16 protein-coding genes and 2 pseudogenes are annotated in these 15,597 nt (G+C 72.3%); 7 read left to right on the forward strand and 11 right to left on the reverse strand.

All coding sequences use genetic code 11. The features are described 5' to 3' along the window. Positions 1–108: 108 nt before the first annotated feature. From OHA65_RS17710 to OHA65_RS17740, 7 genes are all read right to left on the reverse strand, one after another. Complete coding sequence (locus OHA65_RS17710; protein ID WP_327284076.1) at positions 109–372, reverse strand: DUF3099 domain-containing protein; 264 nt, start codon at positions 370–372, stop codon at positions 109–111. A 112-nt stretch (positions 373–484) separates the two neighbouring features. Continuing rightward, positions 485–775, reverse strand: a complete 291-nt coding sequence (locus OHA65_RS17715; RefSeq protein ID WP_327284077.1) for a DUF1416 domain-containing protein — start codon at positions 773–775, stop codon at positions 485–487. A gap of 68 nt (positions 776–843) precedes the next feature. Beyond that, complete coding sequence (locus tag OHA65_RS17720; RefSeq protein WP_327284078.1) at positions 844–1,689, reverse strand: sulfurtransferase; 846 nt, start codon at positions 1,687–1,689, stop codon at positions 844–846. Between the two features lie 209 nt (positions 1,690–1,898). Beyond that, the gene (locus OHA65_RS17725; RefSeq protein ID WP_350875872.1) at positions 1,899–1,988 is read right to left on the reverse strand and encodes an Ms5788A family Cys-rich leader peptide; all 90 of its coding nucleotides are present in this window, start codon (positions 1,986–1,988) and stop codon (positions 1,899–1,901) included. A gap of 156 nt (positions 1,989–2,144) precedes the next feature. Beyond that, the gene (locus tag OHA65_RS17730; protein WP_327284079.1) at positions 2,145–2,855 is read right to left on the reverse strand and encodes a DUF2993 domain-containing protein; all 711 of its coding nucleotides are present in this window, start codon (positions 2,853–2,855) and stop codon (positions 2,145–2,147) included. Between the two features lie 93 nt (positions 2,856–2,948). Further along, entirely contained in the window at positions 2,949–4,706 is a 1,758-nt protein-coding gene (locus OHA65_RS17735) for a hypothetical protein (protein WP_405762118.1), read from the reverse strand. A 10-nt stretch (positions 4,707–4,716) separates the two neighbouring features. Next, positions 4,717–4,971, reverse strand: coding sequence for a MoaD/ThiS family protein (locus OHA65_RS17740; protein ID WP_054222580.1), 255 nt, complete (start codon positions 4,969–4,971; stop codon positions 4,717–4,719). 459 nt (positions 4,972–5,430) lie between these two features. Between OHA65_RS17740 and OHA65_RS17745 the strand changes: the two genes are divergently transcribed. From OHA65_RS17745 to OHA65_RS17765, 5 genes are all read left to right on the forward strand, one after another. Then, complete coding sequence (locus tag OHA65_RS17745) at positions 5,431–6,234, forward strand: response regulator transcription factor (RefSeq protein WP_327284080.1); 804 nt, start codon at positions 5,431–5,433, stop codon at positions 6,232–6,234. Between the two features lie 24 nt (positions 6,235–6,258). After that, a complete protein-coding gene (locus OHA65_RS17750) occupies positions 6,259–7,281 on the forward strand; it encodes a LacI family DNA-binding transcriptional regulator (RefSeq protein ID WP_327284081.1) in 1,023 nt (340 codons plus the stop codon). Between the two features lie 497 nt (positions 7,282–7,778). Then, positions 7,779–8,882, forward strand: a complete 1,104-nt coding sequence (locus OHA65_RS17755; RefSeq protein ID WP_329313878.1) for a trypsin-like peptidase domain-containing protein — start codon at positions 7,779–7,781, stop codon at positions 8,880–8,882. A gap of 69 nt (positions 8,883–8,951) precedes the next feature. Continuing rightward, on the forward strand, positions 8,952–9,704 hold the full coding sequence (locus tag OHA65_RS17760; RefSeq protein ID WP_327284083.1) for a response regulator transcription factor: 753 nt from the start codon (positions 8,952–8,954) through the stop codon (positions 9,702–9,704). Beyond that, complete coding sequence (locus OHA65_RS17765) at positions 9,701–11,164, forward strand: HAMP domain-containing sensor histidine kinase (protein WP_327284084.1); 1,464 nt, start codon at positions 9,701–9,703, stop codon at positions 11,162–11,164. Before OHA65_RS17760 ends, OHA65_RS17765 begins: the two co-directional genes overlap by 4 nt. Here the strand turns inward: OHA65_RS17765 and OHA65_RS17770 are convergent. Both OHA65_RS17770 and OHA65_RS17775 read right to left on the reverse strand, forming a co-directional pair. Next, entirely contained in the window at positions 11,144–12,037 is an 894-nt protein-coding gene (locus tag OHA65_RS17770) for a phosphatidylinositol-specific phospholipase C (RefSeq protein ID WP_327284085.1), read from the reverse strand. The two genes, OHA65_RS17765 and OHA65_RS17770, sit on opposite strands and share 21 nt — an antisense overlap. 103 nt (positions 12,038–12,140) lie before the next feature. Then, a complete protein-coding gene (locus OHA65_RS17775) occupies positions 12,141–12,710 on the reverse strand; it encodes a TetR/AcrR family transcriptional regulator (protein ID WP_327284087.1) in 570 nt (189 codons plus the stop codon). Positions 12,711–12,833: 123 nt separating this feature from the next. Here OHA65_RS17775 and OHA65_RS17780 point away from each other — a divergent pair, with 123 nt between their 5' ends. Next, positions 12,834–13,613: an alpha/beta hydrolase gene (locus OHA65_RS17780; RefSeq protein ID WP_327284088.1), complete on the forward strand. Its 780-nt coding sequence runs from the start codon at positions 12,834–12,836 to the stop codon at positions 13,611–13,613. Positions 13,614–13,695: 82 nt separating this feature from the next. Here the strand turns inward: OHA65_RS17780 and OHA65_RS17785 are convergent, their stop codons facing one another. Continuing rightward, positions 13,696–14,382 (reverse strand): 5'-nucleotidase C-terminal domain-containing protein, encoded by a 687-nt coding sequence (locus OHA65_RS17785; RefSeq protein ID WP_371646869.1) that lies wholly within the window; start codon positions 14,380–14,382, stop codon positions 13,696–13,698. A gap of 65 nt (positions 14,383–14,447) precedes the next feature. Between OHA65_RS17785 and OHA65_RS17790 the strand changes: the two are divergent. Further along, positions 14,448–14,498: pseudogene (locus tag OHA65_RS17790) on the forward strand (hypothetical protein); the annotation flags it as partial. A gap of 88 nt (positions 14,499–14,586) precedes the next feature. Here OHA65_RS17790 and OHA65_RS17795 read toward each other — a convergent pair. Beyond that, positions 14,587–15,510, reverse strand: a pseudogene (locus OHA65_RS17795) (bifunctional metallophosphatase/5'-nucleotidase); the annotation flags it as partial. Positions 15,511–15,597: the final 87 nt, after the last annotated feature.

A 15,597-nucleotide genomic window follows, 5' to 3' on the forward strand; every position in this document is an offset into this window, starting at 1 on the left:
CCCCCCACAGGACATGAAGGCATCGGGTGATCACCCGTGCACACGCATGACATGTACAAGAAGGGGGTGGTTGTACGCGCGCTTATTACATTCTTATCTCGCGGCGTTTCAGTCCTTGGGACGCCGCTTTCCGTCCAGTTCGTCCCACCACTCGTCGGACTTCGGATCGCCCGAGGGGTCGTCCCACCAGCGGTCTTCCGGCCCTCGCCGGTTCGCGACCATCGCGGCGACCGGCGGGATGACCATGGCGACCACGCACAGGGCCACGGCCGCCTCGACCGAGAACAGCCGCACGAAGGACCAGGCGGACACGAACAGGAAGACGCATCCGCCCATGAGCAGGAAATAGACGCGGCGCCGCCGGGCGTACATGCCTCCAGGGTAGGGCCGCGGCCGGACGGCGCGAAGGGCCGCACCCCGTTCCAGTGGCGTCCAACCCCCTGGGGTGCGGCCCTCCGGCCGGTCATTCGGGCGTGCGGTGCTCTCAGACCGCGATCGCCACGTCCGTCACGCCGCCGGCCTCGGCCACGACCACGGCGCGGTCCGCCTGGGCGCCGGGGACCAGCGCGCGCAGGGTCCACGTGCCGGTCGCCGCGTAGAAGCGGAACTGGCCGGTCGCCGAGGTCGGGACCTCGGCCGTGAACTCGCCGGTCGAGTCGAGCAGGCGCACGTACCCGCTGACGGGCTCGCCGTCCTTGGTCACCTGGCCCTGGATGGCGGTCTCACCGGGCTTGAGCGTCGCGAGGTCGGGCCCGCCGATCTGTGCTCCACACATGTTCTCTGTCCTGTCCTAGAGAGGTCGTACTACGAAGGGCGTCGCATGCCCGGTCGTGGTCGGTCTGGTTACTTGTTGGCGCCGAGCTCGATCGGCACGCCGACCAGGGAGCCGTACTCGGTCCAGGAGCCGTCGTAGTTCTTGACGTTCTCCTGGCCCAGGAGCTCGTGCAGCACGAACCAGGTCAGCGCGGAGCGCTCACCGATGCGGCAGTACGCGATGGTGTCCTTCGACAGGTCGACCTGCTCGGCCTCGTAGAGGGCCGTCAGCTCCTCGTCGGACTTGAAGGTGCCGTCGTCGTTGGCGTTCTTCGACCACGGGATGTTGCGGGCGCTCGGCACGTGGCCGGGGCGCTGCGACTGCTCCTGCGGGAGGTGCGCCGGGGCGAGCAGCTTGCCGGAGAACTCGTCGGGCGAGCGGACGTCCACGAGGTTCTGGGCGCCGATCGCGGCCACGACGTCGTCGCGGAAGGCGCGGATCGAGGCGTCCTGCGCCTTGGCCTCGTACTGGGTGGCCGGGCGGTTCGGGACCTCGGTGCCGTCGACCAGGTCGCGGGAGTCGAGCTCCCACTTCTTGCGGCCGCCGTCGAGGAGGCGGACGTCCTGGTGGCCGTAGAGCTTGAAGTACCAGTAGGCGTAGGACGCGAACCAGTTGTTGTTGCCGCCGTAGAGGACGACGGTGTCGTCGTTGGAGATGCCCTTGGCGGAGAGGAGCTTCTCGAAGCCCTCCTGGTCCACGAAGTCGCGGCGGACCGGGTCCTGGAGGTCCTGCTTCCAGTCGATCCGGACGGCGTTGGTGATGTGGTTCTTGTCGTAGGCGGACGTGTCCTCGTCCACCTCGACGATGACGACGTTGGCGTCGTTCAGGTGGGCCTCGACCCAGTCGGCGTCGACGAGGACGTCGCTGCGGCTCATGGTGTTCTCCTCCGGGGCAGTGTGCGGCGGGGCGTGCCGTGCAGGTGCAGGTGCTGCGGGGCGTTCTGCGGGTGCTGCTGGTGCGTGCCGTTGCGGGCGGCGTCCTCGGGCACTGGGCGGGGAGGCTTCAGTGGGCAGGAGGGGGCGGCTGCGGTGCGGTCACGCGGGAAGGACGGTCGTCCGGTTGATGGAGCGGGAACGCTCACAGGTCACATGGATCGACAGAGCATGGCGGCGACGCGACACAGGTCTACTGCCCGTCGCTTCGTGAGGTCCGCCTGCTGATGCTTCATAGCCATGGATCGTAGGGACGAATCGGCCGCCCTGTCACCGGCGTGTCATATTCCGAGACAGGATCGTCCGAATAGTGGGATGCATATGCCCCCGGGCAGCTGCCGCACCGCCTCCGGGGGCCTTCGTACGGCCCGTCCTTCTGCGGATCGGACCGTCCTGTCTCACGATCCGGCCAGCGCCACGTCCGAGCCGGTCAGCGTGAGGTGAACGCCGGCCTCGTCCGAGGTCAGCGCGGTCAGCCGGAGCCCGGCCGGCAGGCTGCCGTCGAGCCGCTGGTCGAAGTCGGTCTTCTTGCGGACCGCGCCCTCGACCCCGGGCAGGCCCGCGCCGGGCACGTCGTCGGCCCGGACCCGGACCATCTTTCCGCCGCCCGGGGCGTCCACGAGCGCAACGGTCGACACCACGCTGGGGGCGAGCCTGCGGCCGAGGACCTCCACGGCCGCCGTGACCTTCACCTTGCCCGGCGCCCCGCCGTAGGTCACCGTCACGCCCTTGTCCGAGGCCTCGGTCAGGTCCCGGTACGTGACGAGGGCCGTGCCCTCGGCCTGCCGCGCGGTGCCCCCGCTGTAGTCGCCGTTCAGCTTCACGCCGCGGAAGGAGGCGTCGAGCCGCGAGAGGCGCGTCTTGCGGCCGTCCGACACGGCCTCGACGCCGTCCAGTTTCACGTCGACCTGGTCGAGGTCGTGGTTGAGCGCCTGGGTCAGGAACGGGAAGCCGTGGATGTCCACCTCCACGGACCCCGCGAGGCCCTGGCGGGCCTGGATGCGCTCGGCCAGCCGGTTCTCGGCGTAGTTCACCGCCCAGCGGTCGACGCCGGCGAACAGCGCCCCCAGCACCACTCCGATGATCACAACGACACGCAGGAACCGCACGTGCCCCACCCCCTGTAGATCGGTACGTGCGTTCTAGTGGACCATGGTCGGCCGCCGGCCGGCGGCCGACCATGGTCCACGGCGCGTCCGCCGTCAGCCCACCACCCGGCCGATCAGGTACACGGCGGGAGCGGCGGCAGCCAGCGGCAGCGCGACACCGGCCGTCATGTGGACGAACTTGGACGGGTAGTCGTACGCGGCCACCCGCAGCCCGATCAGGGCGCACGCACCGGCGGCCAGCCCGACCAGGGCCCCGCCCGCACCCACGGAGGTCAGTCCGCCGACCGCGATGCCGGCCCCGGCGGCAGCGGCCAGCGAGACGCCGACGGAAGCCGGGGTCGGCAGCGGCAGCGCGCGGGTGAAGACGGCGACGGCGACGGCGGCCGCACCGACGCTGACGGCGGCGGAGTCGGCCGCCAGGTAGCCGGCGCAGACGATGGCGAGCGCGGCGGAGGCCACGGAGGCCATCAGCCCGTACATCCGCTCGTCGGGGTCGGCGTGGCTGCGCAACTGGAGGACCAGCGTGAGCAACACCCAGGCCCCGAGGGTGCCGATGATCGCGCCGGGGCCGTACGTGTCGTCGACGGCGAGCACGGCGCCGTCGGCGACGAGGGCCCCGAGGAAGGCGAGGGCGATGCCCTGGCGGGCGGGCCACATGCCGTTGAGCCGGAACCAGCCGCCCGCGGTGAGCCCCTGGAGGACGACCAGCGGAGCGAGCAGCGCGAGGTCCCCGAGGGCGGCGGCACCGGCCAGCAGCAGCCCGAGGGCGGCGGTCAGCACGGCCGGCTGCGGACCGGGGTCGATGATCGGCGACCGGCCTTCGGCTCGGGCCTGGGCGGGGTCGACGGCGCGCAGGGTGTTCCCGCCGAGGGTGGGCGGCGAGTACTCGGGCGCCTCGCCCGGAACCTCGATGCCGAGGGGGGCTGCGGGGGCGGCCTGGGCTGCGGGGGCGGCCTGCTGCGCGGCCGAGGCGGCCGGCTCCCCGGGGCCCGGGTACGGCGGCAGGTAGGCCGTCTGCTCGGCGGCGCCGGCGCCCGCCGGAGCCGCGGCCTGGGGCGGGAGGTAGGCCGTCTGCTCGGCGGCGGAGCCCTCGCTCCAGGACGCGCCGGAGCCACCCGTCTGCGCCCAGTCGGCGGCAGGGGCCGGAGCGGGGGCTGCGGGCGCCTCGTCCCGGAACCAGCCTTCGGGAGCGACGGGCTGCGGCTCGGGCGCGGCGGGGCCGGGGTAGGGCGGCAGGTACGCGGTCTCGGCCGCCGCGGCGGCCGACTGCGGCTCAGGCATGGCGGGGCCGGGGTAGGGCGGCAGGTACGCGGTCTCGGCCGCCGCGGCGGCCGACTGCGGCTCAGGCATGGCGGGGCCCGGGTACGGCGGCAGGTACGCGGTCTCCGCCGCCGCGGCGGGAGCGGGGACGGCGGCCTGCGGGGACCAGCCCGGGGCCTCGTTCCGGAACCAGCCCTCGGGAGCGGCCGACTGCGACTGCGGCTGCGGATCGGCCGCGGCCTGGCCCGGGCCCGGATAGGGCGGCAGGTACGCGGTCTGCTCGGCGGCGGCTGCGGAGCCGTCCGGCCACGGCACGCCGACGGCACCGCCCCCGGTCCAGTCCTGGGGGGCGGCCGGGGCCTGCGGGGCCGGGGCCTCGTCCCGGAACCAGCCCTCGGGTGCCACCGGCTGGCCGGGCAGCGCGCCCAGGGGCGGCTGTACGGGCTCGACCGGCTGCACCGGCTGGATCTCCTGCACCGGCTGCACCGGCTGGTAGCCGGTGTCCCAGGTGTCGGACTGCCAGGTCTGGGTCCCGTACGGGTCCTGCTGGTGCTGCTGGTGGTGCTGCTGTTGTTCCTCGGGGGTACTCATCGGTTTCCGCTCACCCGCCCGCGAACGGCGGGAGCACCTCGACGGTGCCCCCCTCGGTCAGCGGAACGGCATCGTGCGGGCGCTTGCCCACGGGCTCGTCGTTCACGAGGAAGGAGCAGCGCTGCAGGACCCGGGTCAGCTCCCCGGGGTGGCGTTCCCGCACGGCGTCGAGCGCCTCGGCCAGTGTCTGCGCCGAGTACGGCTCCTCCGCCGTCTTGGCCGCGGCCTTGGCCGCCGCCCAGTAGCGGATGGTTCCGGTTGCCACTGCTGCTCCCATCGTCGGCTCTCTACCGTCGGCCTCCATGATGACCCCTCCCGCCCACGGGTCCGGCGTGCCTCCGCGCGCCCCGTGTGCGCCCGGGCGGCCCGCCGTACGTCCATCGATCCGGTGAAACCGGGGCATAAGCCGGGCGTAAGGGTGGCAGGAACCACAGAAGAGGCTGCGGCCGAGCCTCGGCCCCGCACCGGCGGGTGGGCTATTCTGCTGGCGAGAGGATCCGGGCAACGTTGCCCCCGGGTCCTTTTGTGCTTTCAGCACGTTGAACGGACCGACAACAGTGGTGTCCGCCGGGCCTCAGGGCGCGGGGACCGGCAGGCCGCCACGACCGCACCACGCACCACGTACGAAGCAGTACCGCGAAAGTCCTCGACGGGACCGAGGAGGAACCGACGTGATGGACCAGCGAACCGTGCAAGACCGCTCGACCTGGGCAGGTGGACGGGCATGAGCTCCCTCCTGCTGCTGACCAATGCCCTGCAGCCGTCCTCCGAGGTGCTGCCCGCCCTCGGCCTTCTACTGCACAACGTCCGGGTGGCCCCCGCCGAGGGCCCGGCCCTCGTGGACACCCCGGGCGCGGACGTCATCCTCGTCGACGGCCGCCGCGATCTACCGCAGGTGCGTTCGTTGTGCCAGCTGCTCCGCTCCACCGGACCCGGCTGTCCGCTGATCCTCGTCGTCACGGAGGGCGGCCTCGCCGCCGTCACCGCGGACTGGGGCATCGACGACGTCCTCCTCGACACCGCGGGCCCGGCAGAGGTCGAGGCGCGGCTGCGGCTGGCCACCGGCCGCCAGCAGCTGGGCTCCGACGACTCCCCCATGGAGATCCGCAACGGCGACCTGTCGGTCGACGAGGCGACGTACTCCGCGAAGCTGAAGGGCCGGGTCCTCGACCTCACCTTCAAGGAGTTCGAGCTCCTGAAGTACCTCGCCCAGCACCCGGGCCGAGTCTTCACCCGCGCCCAGCTCCTCCAGGAGGTCTGGGGCTACGACTACTTCGGCGGCACCCGGACGGTGGACGTCCACGTACGGCGGCTGCGCGCGAAACTCGGCCCGGAGCACGAGTCGCTGATCGGTACGGTCCGCAACGTCGGCTACCGCTTCGTCACTCCGGAGAAGGTCGAGCGGGCGGCTGCGGAAGCCGCGGCCAAGGCCGCGGCGCAGGCCGCGGACCGGGCTTCGTCGGCCGTCCCCCGTATGGAGGAACCTCCTGTGATCGCCCAGTCGGCTGGACGGCCTGCCCAGAGGTAGGTCACCCCGCGTAGACTCCCGAGCGTGGCCAAGGTGACGCGGGATGACGTGGCGCGACTTGCGGGAACTTCTACCGCCGTCGTGAGCTATGTCATCAACAACGGACCCCGGCCGGTCGCCCCGGCCACGCGCGAGCGTGTACTCGCCGCGATCAAGGAGCTGGGCTACCGCCCGGACCGGGTCGCCCAGGCGATGGCGTCGCGGCGCACCGACCTCATAGGCATGATCGTCCCGGATGCGCGCCAGCCGTTCTTCGCGGAGATGGCGCACGCCGTCGAGCAGGCCGCCGCCGAGCGCGGAAAGATGGTCCTGGTCGGGAACTCCGACTACCGGGACGAGCGCGAGGTGCACTACCTGCGGGCCTTCCTCGGCATGCGGGTCTCGGGCCTGATCCTGGTCAGCCAGGGCATGAGCGAGCGCGCCGCCTCGGAGATCGAGGCCTGGGACGCGCGGGTGGTGCTGCTGCACGAGCGGCCGGAGGCCATCGACGACGTCGCCGTCGTCACCGACGACATCGGGGGCGCCATGCTCGCCACCCGCCACCTGCTGGAACACGGGCACGAGTACGTCGCCTGCATCGGCGGGGTGGAGAACACCCCGTCGGTCGGCGACCCGGTCGCCGACCACGTCGAGGGCTGGCGCCGGGCCATGCAGGAGTCCGGCCGCTCGGTGGAGGGGCGGCTCTTCGAAGCCCCGTACAACCGCTACGACGCGTACCGCGTGGCGCTGGAGGTGCTGTCGGGGCCGGACCGGCCGCCGGCCATCTTCTGCGCCACCGACGACCAGGCGATCGGCGTCCTGCGCGCGGCGCGGGAGCTGCGCATCGACGTGCCCGGGGAGCTGGCGGTGGCCGGCTTCGACGACGTCAAGGAGGCGGCCCTGACGGACCCGCCGCTGACGACGATGGCCTCGGACCGCCCGGCGATGGCGCGCGCGGCCGTGGACCTCGTCCTGGACGACGGCCTGCGGGTGGCCGGCTCGCGCCGGGAGCGCCTGAAGCAGTTCCCGTCGGCCCTGGTCATCCGCCGCTCCTGCGGCTGCCACTAGCTCTTTGCGCGCCCCTCGCACCACTCGGCGCCCAGGGCGCCTCGCGGGCTGGGGCCCGCTGCGCCGGACTCCGTCCGGCGGCGGCCGACCAGGGCCCTGCGGTACTCCGTCCCGCCCCGTCGGCCGTCGCTTCGCCCTCCCGCACCAAGGCCGGGCCGTGCCTCCCGGTGCGTCGGTGGCCGCAGGGGCGCCGCTGCGCGCAGCCGTCCCCCACCCGCCCGTCCACCGTTCCCCGGGCGCCGCCCGGACCCGCGCCTCGAACGCCGGCGAGGCCGGGGAGGGTGGCCCGAGGCCCGCCGGGGCTGCCTGCGGGGCCGGGGAGGCCTGCCCGAGGCTGCGGGGCCGTTGAGGGGGCTGGCGAGGGTGTGGCCCGGCTGCCGGGGGCTCCCGGGATCCCGAGGGTGAGAACGCGGGTTTATATCGGGCATACGAGGTTCTGTCGGGCTTCTCAGCGGGGACTCAGGAAGCTCTCATGATCCGCGGACACAGTCATAGTCATGACCGAGAACTTCCGCCGCGAAGGCGAGTACCCGCAGGAGAACGGCCCGACCCAGAGCGCGCCCCTCGGCGGGGCCTACCCGCCGCCGCCCGCCTACCCGCCCCCGGCGGCTGCGGCACCCGGATGGTTCGAAGCCCACCAGCCCCCGGTGGCCCCCGCAGGGCCCTCGCACGCGGCCCGCGCCAAGCGGCCCGTGGCGCTGCTCGCCGCCGTGGCGCTGGCCGCCGCCGTCATCGGGGGTGCCACCGCCGTCGGCGTGGAGCAGCTGCTCGGCCCCCAGGGCCGCAGTGGCGGCGGCATCAACGGCACCAACGTCTCGCAGTCCAGCAACGGCACGGTCGCCGGCGTGGCCGAGCAGCTCAGCCCCTCCGTCGTGCGGATCGACACCCGCACCGGCTCCGGCCAGGGCACCGGCTCCGGGATCGTGGTCACCGCCGACGGCGAGATCGTCACCAACAACCACGTGATCGACGGGGCCACCGAGATCCAGGTGACGATGAGCGACGGCAAGAAGTACACGGCGAAGACCGTCGGCACCGACCCCGACAAGGACCTCGCCCTGATCAAGCTCCAGGGCGCGAGCGGCCTCAAAGCGGCCAAGCTCGGCGACTCCGACGCGCTGAGGGTCGGCGACCAGGTCGTCGCCATCGGCTCGCCCGACCGCCTCACCGGCACGGTCACCAGCGGCATCGTCTCGGCGCTGAACCGCGACGTGAACGTCCCCAAGTCCGAGCAGCAGGCACCGCAGCGCCAGCGGGGCAACGGCGGCTGGCCGTTCTCGTACGACGGTCAGCAGTTCAACGGGAACACCGGATCGAACACCACCTCGTACAAGGCGATCCAGACGGACGCCTCCCTCAACCCGGGCAACTCCGGCGGCGCCCTCGTCAACATGAACGGCGAGATCGTGGGCATGCCCTCCGCGATCTACTCCCCCTCCAGCGACGGCTCCACCGCCGGCAGCGTCGGCCTCGGCTTCGCCATCCCGGTCAACACGATCAAGGCCGACCTGCCCTCCCTGCGCAAGGGCGGCACCGGCAGCGGCAGCACCAACAACGGCAACGGCGGCAGCGCCGCCGACGGCTTCGGGACTTCCTTCTAGGCGTGCCGGCCGGGCCGGGCGGCCCGTGCGAGCCTGGTACGACCGACCACGATTTTTGGGGGACCGAAGATGAATCCGGCCGAAGGCGAACCGCACCGCATCCTCGTCGTCGACGACGAGCCGGCCGTGCGGGAGGCCCTGCGCCGCAGCCTCGCCTTCGAGGGGTACGCCGTGGAGACCGCCGTCGACGGGCTCGACGCCCTCGACAAGGCGGCCTCCTGCGACCCCGGGCTGATCGTCCTCGACATCCAGATGCCCCGGATGGACGGCCTGACGGCGGCCCGCCGGCTGCGCGCCTCCGGCAGCACCACCCCGATCCTGATGCTCACCGCCCGCGACACCGTCGGCGACCGCGTCACCGGCCTCGACGCGGGCGCCGACGACTACCTCGTCAAGCCGTTCGAGCTCGACGAGCTGTTCGCCCGCGTCCGCGCCCTGCTGCGCCGCAGTGGGTACGCCGCCCCTCGGCCGGGCGGCGGGGACGCACCCGACACGGAGACCCTGGCCTTCGCCGACCTGCGCATGGACCTCGCGACCCGCGAGGTCACCCGGTCCGGGCGCCCGGTGGAACTGACCCGCACCGAGTTCACCCTGCTGGAGATGTTCCTGGCGCACCCGCGCCAGGTGCTGACCCGCGAGCAGATCCTCAAGACCGTCTGGGGCTTCGACTTCGAGCCGAGTTCCAACTCCCTGGACGTGTACGTCATGTACCTGCGCCGCAAGACCGAGGCCGGGGGCGAACCCCGTCTGGTGCACACCGTGCGCGGGGTGGGCTACGTCCTGCGCGTGCCGGGGGCCGGCGATTCCGGGGGGCCCGAGTGAGCCCTGTCGCCAGGTTCCGTGCCCTCCCGCTGCGCTCGCGGCTCGCGCTGCTGGTCACGGTCGCGGTGGCGGTGGCCGTCGCGGCCGTCGCCGCCGTGTCGTGGGTGATGGTGCGCACGCAGCTGAGCGAGCAGTTGGACCGTTCGTTGATGGCGACCAACCCGGATGCCCAGGTGGTGCGGGTGCTGCGGGAAGGCTGTGTCACCGCGCCCGCCCGCCCGACCCAGGAGATCGCCGGGAATCTGAACGCGACCGTCCAGATCGTCACCGTGGACGGCAGCCACTGCTGGGTGGGCGGCATGACCACCCTGCCCGTCACCGCGATCGACCGGCAGGTCGCCGCGGGCAAGCGGCTGCCCACCCTGCACGACGTGACGACCACCGACGGCACGACGATGCGGGTCTACACCCTGGCCGCGCAGACGAACGGCCAGCTGTTCGCGATCTCCATCGCCAAGCCGCTGACCGACATCGACAAGCCGCTGTCCACGCTGGCCTGGGTACTGCTCCTGGTCAGCGGCATCGGCGTGGTCGGCGCGGGCGCGGCGGGCCTGTGGGTGGCCCGGACCGGGCTGCGGCCGGTCGACGAACTCACCGATGCCGTCGAGCACATCGCCCGCACCGAGGACCTCACCGTACGGATCCCCGTGGAGGGCGAGGACGAGATCGCCCGCCTGTCGCGCTCCTTCAACGCGATGACGGCCGCGCTGGCCTCCTCCCAGGACCGGCAGGCCCAGCTGATCGCCGACGCGGGCCACGAGCTGCGCACCCCGCTGACCTCGCTGCGGACGAACATCGAGCTGCTGGTGCGCAGCGAGTCCACCGGGCGGGCCATTCCGCCCGAGGACCGCAAGGAGCTGCTGGCCTCGGTCAAGGCGCAGATGACGGAGCTGGCCTCGCTGATCGGGGACCTCCAGGAGCTGTCCCGTCCGGATGCGGCCCCGCCCACGAGGCTGGAGGTGGTGGCCCTGCACGAGATCGCGCAGAGCGCACTGTCCCGGGCCCGGCTGCGCGGCCCGGAGCTGGCCTTCGCCTCCGATCTGGCGCCCTGGTACGTGCGGGGCGAGGCCGCGGCGCTGGAGCGGGCGGTGGTCAACGTCCTCGACAACGCGGTGAAGTTCAGCCCGCCGGGCGGCACGGTGGAGGTGTCGCTGCGGGCGGGCGAGCTGACCGTACGCGATCACGGTCCCGGTGTACCGGCCGACGATCTCCCGCACGTGTTCGAGCGGTTCTGGCGGTCGCCGTCGGCGCGGGCCCTGCCGGGCAGCGGGCTCGGCCTGTCGATCGTGGCCCGTACGGCGCAGCGCGCGGGCGGTACCGCCGCACTGCGCGCCCCGCTGGACGGCGGCGCGGGTACGGAGGCGTTGCTGCGCATCCCGGGTGCTCCGACGCCGCCGCCGGCGGGCCGGCCGGAGCCCCCGGCCGGTCCGCAGCGGCCGTCAGTTGTGCCGGATGAGTGAGTCGACCAGTCCGGAGCGGGTGTTGGGGAAGTCCATGGGGACGACCCCGAGCCCGGTCCGGCCGGCCATCTCCCCGCCGTCGACGAAGGAGTGGACCTGCGGGTTCAGCCGGTCGGAGTTCCAGCGCGGCGGCATGTAGGCGGCGGTGCTCACGTAGTTCACGAAGAGCTTGCCGGGCTGCTGGACGGCCTTGCGGAAGTGGTCCTCGATCCGGCCGCGCTTGGCGAAGGGCTCGGTGTTGTAGTCGTCCTGGATGTCGAAGACGTTGCCGTCGCCGTAGCGCAGGCCGGGCAGGCCGCCGTTGTCGGCGAGGAGGACGACCTTGCCGCGGGCCTGGCCCAGTGAGGGCAGGGTGTCGGCGATCCGGAAGAGCGGGCGCCAGCCGCGGTGGTCGAGGTAGTCGTCGAAGATCGCGCGGAAGGTGGCGTCGCTGTCTCCGGAGTACTCCTGCTTGACGCGCATCAGCACGGTCTCGGAGGGGTGCGCGGCGAGGAAGTTCCAGCAGGCGACGAGGACGTCCCCGAACATCAGGTCCTGGAAGAACGCGGCGTGGTGGATGGCGAACGAGCCGCCCGTGACCCGGCAGCGGACGTCGAGGAAGCGGATGCCGGAGTCGAGCTGCTGGGCGATCGAGGTGTTCTGGCAGGCGACGTAGAGGCCGCCCTTGGTGGCGCCCGAGTCGTGCGTGCCGGGGATGGTCATGTGCTGCAGGGCGGTGGAGTCGCCGAGTCCGGCCATCCAGTCCTGGGTGCCCAGGGTGGCGCGCGTGGCGAGCGTACGGGCGGAGGCCGGGGCCGCCGCTCCGAGTCCCGCGGCGGCTCCCGCGCCCGCCGCCATCGCCCCTATCAGAAATGCCCGACGATCCAGTGCCATGCCCGCCCCTTTGCCGACCCGATGGTGGACGCCCAGCCTCCGCCGGCTGGTGCCCCCGGGATTCTGGCGTGCGGGACGCGCGTTTACTACCCTTCGGTAGCGCTCAGCTTTCGAGCAACTCGGCCATGGCGCGCAGCCCTTGGGCGAGTTCGCGTCCCGTCGGGGCCTGTTCGGGGTCGGTGAGCGCCTGCACCATCACCCCGCTCAGCAGGGCGATGTGCACCGATCCGAGGGCCCGTACGTCCTCCTCGGCCACCGCGTCCTCGGGGACCCCGCGCAGCTGTGCGGCCACCATGCGCCGGGAGCGGCGCTGGCCCTCGGCGAGGGTGGCGAGCAGCTCGGGCGAGGACTGGGCGTGGACGAAGGCCTCGACGTTGGCGATCCAGAGCCAGCGCATGTCGCCGAAGTCCCGGATCTTGCGGTCCCAGGTGTCGGCGTAGCGCTCCTCGGTGGTGTCGCCCTGGCCGGCGAGGCGGCCGGAGCCGGCGGCCCACTCGTCCACGGCGGCGAAGAGGGCGAGGTTGAGCAGGGCCTCGCGGGAGCCGAAGTGGTAGCCGATCGCGGCCATGCTCACCTTCGACGCCGAGGCGATGTCGCGCACGGTCGTGCGCAGGTACCCCTTCTCCTCCAGACAGCGCCGCGCTCCGGCCAGCAGGTCCTCGCGATTTCCCATGCCGGGATCGTATCCGCGCCAGGTTTTGGGCAACTGCCCAATACGAACGTCTTGCGCGCTTGCCCAAATCCTGTCAGGCTCGGTACGTCACGCACCGCAGGACACACAGGGGAGAGCGGAACCATGCGCCACACGCTGACGATCGACGGCCGCGCACTGTCGTACCTGGACTTCGGCGGCCCGGGCCGCCCGCTGCTCGCCCTGCACGGGGGCATGTCCGAAGCCATGGCCTTCGCGGGCCTCGCCGACGCCCTCGGGGACGCCTGGCGGGTCATCGCCCCCGACCAGCGCGGCCACGGCGACTCCGACCGGGCTCCCGACTACAGCCGCGCGGGATACGTCTGCGACGCCGTCGCCCTGCTCGACCACCTCGGCTTCGACGCCCCCGTCGCCCTCCTCGGCTACTCCCTCGGCGGGCTCAACGCCGTCCACCTGGCCGCCGCACACCCGGACCGCTTCTCGGTGCTCATCGACGCGGAGGCCTCCTTGGAGATCAACCCCGCGGCCGGCGAGTGGATGGACTTCCTGCGGACCATGCAGTACACCGCGCCCACCCGGGAGGAACTCCTCGCCGCGGCCGGGCCGGTGGGCGCACGGTTCGTCGAACGCGCACTGCGACCGCTGCCCGACGGCGGCTGGCGGCTGCCGTTCCACCCGCAGGACATGCTCGACTCCGTCGAGGGCTGCCGCGGCGACCACTGGGACGCCTGGCTCGGGAGCGACTGCCCGGCGCTGCTGCTCCACGGCACCCGCAGCGCATCGCTCCCGCAGAGCCAGGCCGACGCGATGGTGACCCGGCGCCCCCGGACCTCGTACACGCCCCTGGACGGGGACCACTTCGTGCCGTTCACGGACCCGGAGGGGTTCTACAAGGCCGTCGGCGCGTTCCTGGCCGGCCTCTGAGCACCCGGGGAACGTCGGAGAACGCCGAAGGGGCGGCGGGCCTTCCGGCCCGCCGCCCCTTCGGGCGTGCTGTACGCAGGTGTTACTTGATGACGGTGATGCGGTCCGCCACCGGCGGGGCGATCGGCGCGGCGGCCGTCGACTTCGCCAGGTAGGTGTTGAAGGCCTCCAGGTCGGGCACGCCGACCAGCTTGTTCTTGTGGTCCTTCAGGACGGTGAAGCCGTCACCGCCGCCCGCGAGGAACTCGTTCATCGCGACCCGGTAGGTCTTGGCGGGGTCGATCGCGGCGCCGTTCAGCTTCACCGAGTCCACGACGATGCGGTCCGTGCCCGTCTTCGTCATGTCCAGGGTGTACGTGAAGCCCTTCGACACCTGCAGGATCTTCGGGTTCGGGCCGTTGACCGTGCCGCTGACCTGCTGCTGGAGCGCGGTGATCAGCTGCGCGCCCGTCAGGTCGACGATGTTCATCAGGTTGTTGAACGGCTGGACGGTGTAGGACTCGCCGTACGTCACGACGCCGTCGCCCTCGCCACCCGCGGCCTTGTAGGCCAGGTCGGCACGGATGCCGCCCGGGTTCATGATGGCCAGCTGCGCGCCGCCCTTGGCCGCCGGGGCCGTGGCCTCCAGCTGCGCGTCTGCGATCAGGTCGCCGAGCGGCTTCTCGGGCGCCTCGGAGCCGCGGCCCGCGATGTCCGCCGAGATGTAGCCCATCGGACGGCTGGCGACCGGGGCGGCCAGCGCGTTCCAGCGGGTGATCAGCTCGGTCATGTCCGGGGCCTTGGGCTGGTCCCGGGTGACGGCCTTGGTGACCGGCTTGGGCGCGGAGACCGCGGTGCGGACGATGTCCTTGGTCCGGCGGTCGTACGTCAGCGTGGTGTCAGTGAACGCCCGGCCGTAGGAGGCGGCCGAGGTCACCATGCGCGGGTTGCCGGCCGGGTCCGGGATGTTGCAGGCGTACGCCTGGTGCGTGTGGCCGGTGACCAGCGCGTCCACCTTCGGGTCGATGTTCTTCGCGATGTCCACGATGGCGCCCGAGACGCCGGCGCCGGCACCCGGGACGTTGCAGTCGTAGTTGTACGCGCCACTCGCGGGCATGCCGCCCTCGTGGATCAGCGCGACGATCGACTTCACGCCCTGCTTGTCCAGCTCGGCGGCGTACTTGTTGATCGTCTCGACCTCGTCGCCGAACTTGAGGCCCTTGACCCCGTCGGCGGTCACGACGTCCGGAGTGCCCTCCAGGGTGACGCCGATGAAGCCGATCTTCACGTCGCCCTTCTTCCAGATGAAGGTGGGCGACATCAGCGGGCGCTTGGTCTTCTCGTCGGTGACGTTCGCGGCGAGGTACTTGAACTCGGTGCCCGTGTACTCCTTGCCGTACTCGAAGCAGCCGTCGACCGGGTGGCAGCCGCCGTACGCCATGCGGCGCAGCTCGGTCTTGCCCTCGTCGAACTCGTGGTTGCCGACGCTGGTGACGTCCAGCTTCAGCTTGTTCAGCGCCTCGACGGTGGGCTCGTCGTGGAAGAGACCGGACAGCATCGGGCTGCCGCCGATCATGTCACCGGCCGCGGCCGTGACGGAGTACTCGTGGCCCTTGCGGGCCTCGCGCAGGCTGGTCGCCAGGTACTCGACACCACCGGCCGGTATCGCCTTGGTGGTGCCGTCGGCCTGACGTTCGGTCACGGTGCCGGAGGAACCCTGCGGCGGCTCCAGCGTGCCGTGGAAGTCGTTGAACGACAGCATCTGCACGTCGACGGTGCGGCTCTTGCCGGCACCGCCACCACTCGCGGCACCGGCCGGCAGTGCGGCCGCGACCATCGCTCCGGCCCCGGCCGTGACGGCGAGGGCGGCGAAGGTCAACCGGCGGGCTTGGCGGTGCCGTTGTGGCGTCGCTGACATGTAGTCCCCTTTTGGGCAGCGGTGAAACTTGGGAGGTATGCCGCAGCCTATGGTCAACGCGCGTAGCACGACAGGGGTGCCGGGTAT

The sequence above is a fragment of the Streptomyces sp. NBC_00045 genome (genome assembly GCF_045041095.1).
Classification (GTDB): domain Bacteria; phylum Actinomycetota; class Actinomycetes; order Streptomycetales; family Streptomycetaceae; genus Streptomyces.

Excerpts from the sequence above, each read along its gene's own strand:
- OHA65_RS17770 (WP_327284085.1), bottom strand. The coding sequence starts at position 12,037 with ATGGCACTGGATCGTCGGGCATTTCTGATAGGGGCGATGGCGGCGGGC.
- OHA65_RS17725 (WP_350875872.1), bottom strand. The coding sequence starts at position 1,988 with ATGGCTATGAAGCATCAGCAGGCGGACCTCACGAAGCGACGGGCAGTA.
- OHA65_RS17755 (WP_329313878.1), top strand. The coding sequence starts at position 7,779 with ATGACCGAGAACTTCCGCCGCGAAGGCGAGTACCCGCAGGAGAACGGC.
- OHA65_RS17785 (WP_371646869.1), bottom strand. The coding sequence starts at position 14,382 with ATGACCGAGCTGATCACCCGCTGGAACGCGCTGGCCGCCCCGGTCGCC.
- OHA65_RS17710 (WP_327284076.1), bottom strand. The coding sequence starts at position 372 with ATGTACGCCCGGCGGCGCCGCGTCTATTTCCTGCTCATGGGCGGATGC.
- OHA65_RS17775 (WP_327284087.1), bottom strand. The coding sequence starts at position 12,710 with ATGGGAAATCGCGAGGACCTGCTGGCCGGAGCGCGGCGCTGTCTGGAG.
- OHA65_RS17780 (WP_327284088.1), top strand. The coding sequence starts at position 12,834 with ATGCGCCACACGCTGACGATCGACGGCCGCGCACTGTCGTACCTGGAC.
- OHA65_RS17735 (WP_405762118.1), bottom strand. The coding sequence starts at position 4,706 with ATGAGTACCCCCGAGGAACAACAGCAGCACCACCAGCAGCACCAGCAG.
- OHA65_RS17720 (WP_327284078.1), bottom strand. The coding sequence starts at position 1,689 with ATGAGCCGCAGCGACGTCCTCGTCGACGCCGACTGGGTCGAGGCCCAC.
- OHA65_RS17745 (WP_327284080.1), top strand. The coding sequence starts at position 5,431 with ATGAGCTCCCTCCTGCTGCTGACCAATGCCCTGCAGCCGTCCTCCGAG.
- OHA65_RS17760 (WP_327284083.1), top strand. The coding sequence starts at position 8,952 with ATGAATCCGGCCGAAGGCGAACCGCACCGCATCCTCGTCGTCGACGAC.
- OHA65_RS17715 (WP_327284077.1), bottom strand. The coding sequence starts at position 775 with ATGTGTGGAGCACAGATCGGCGGGCCCGACCTCGCGACGCTCAAGCCC.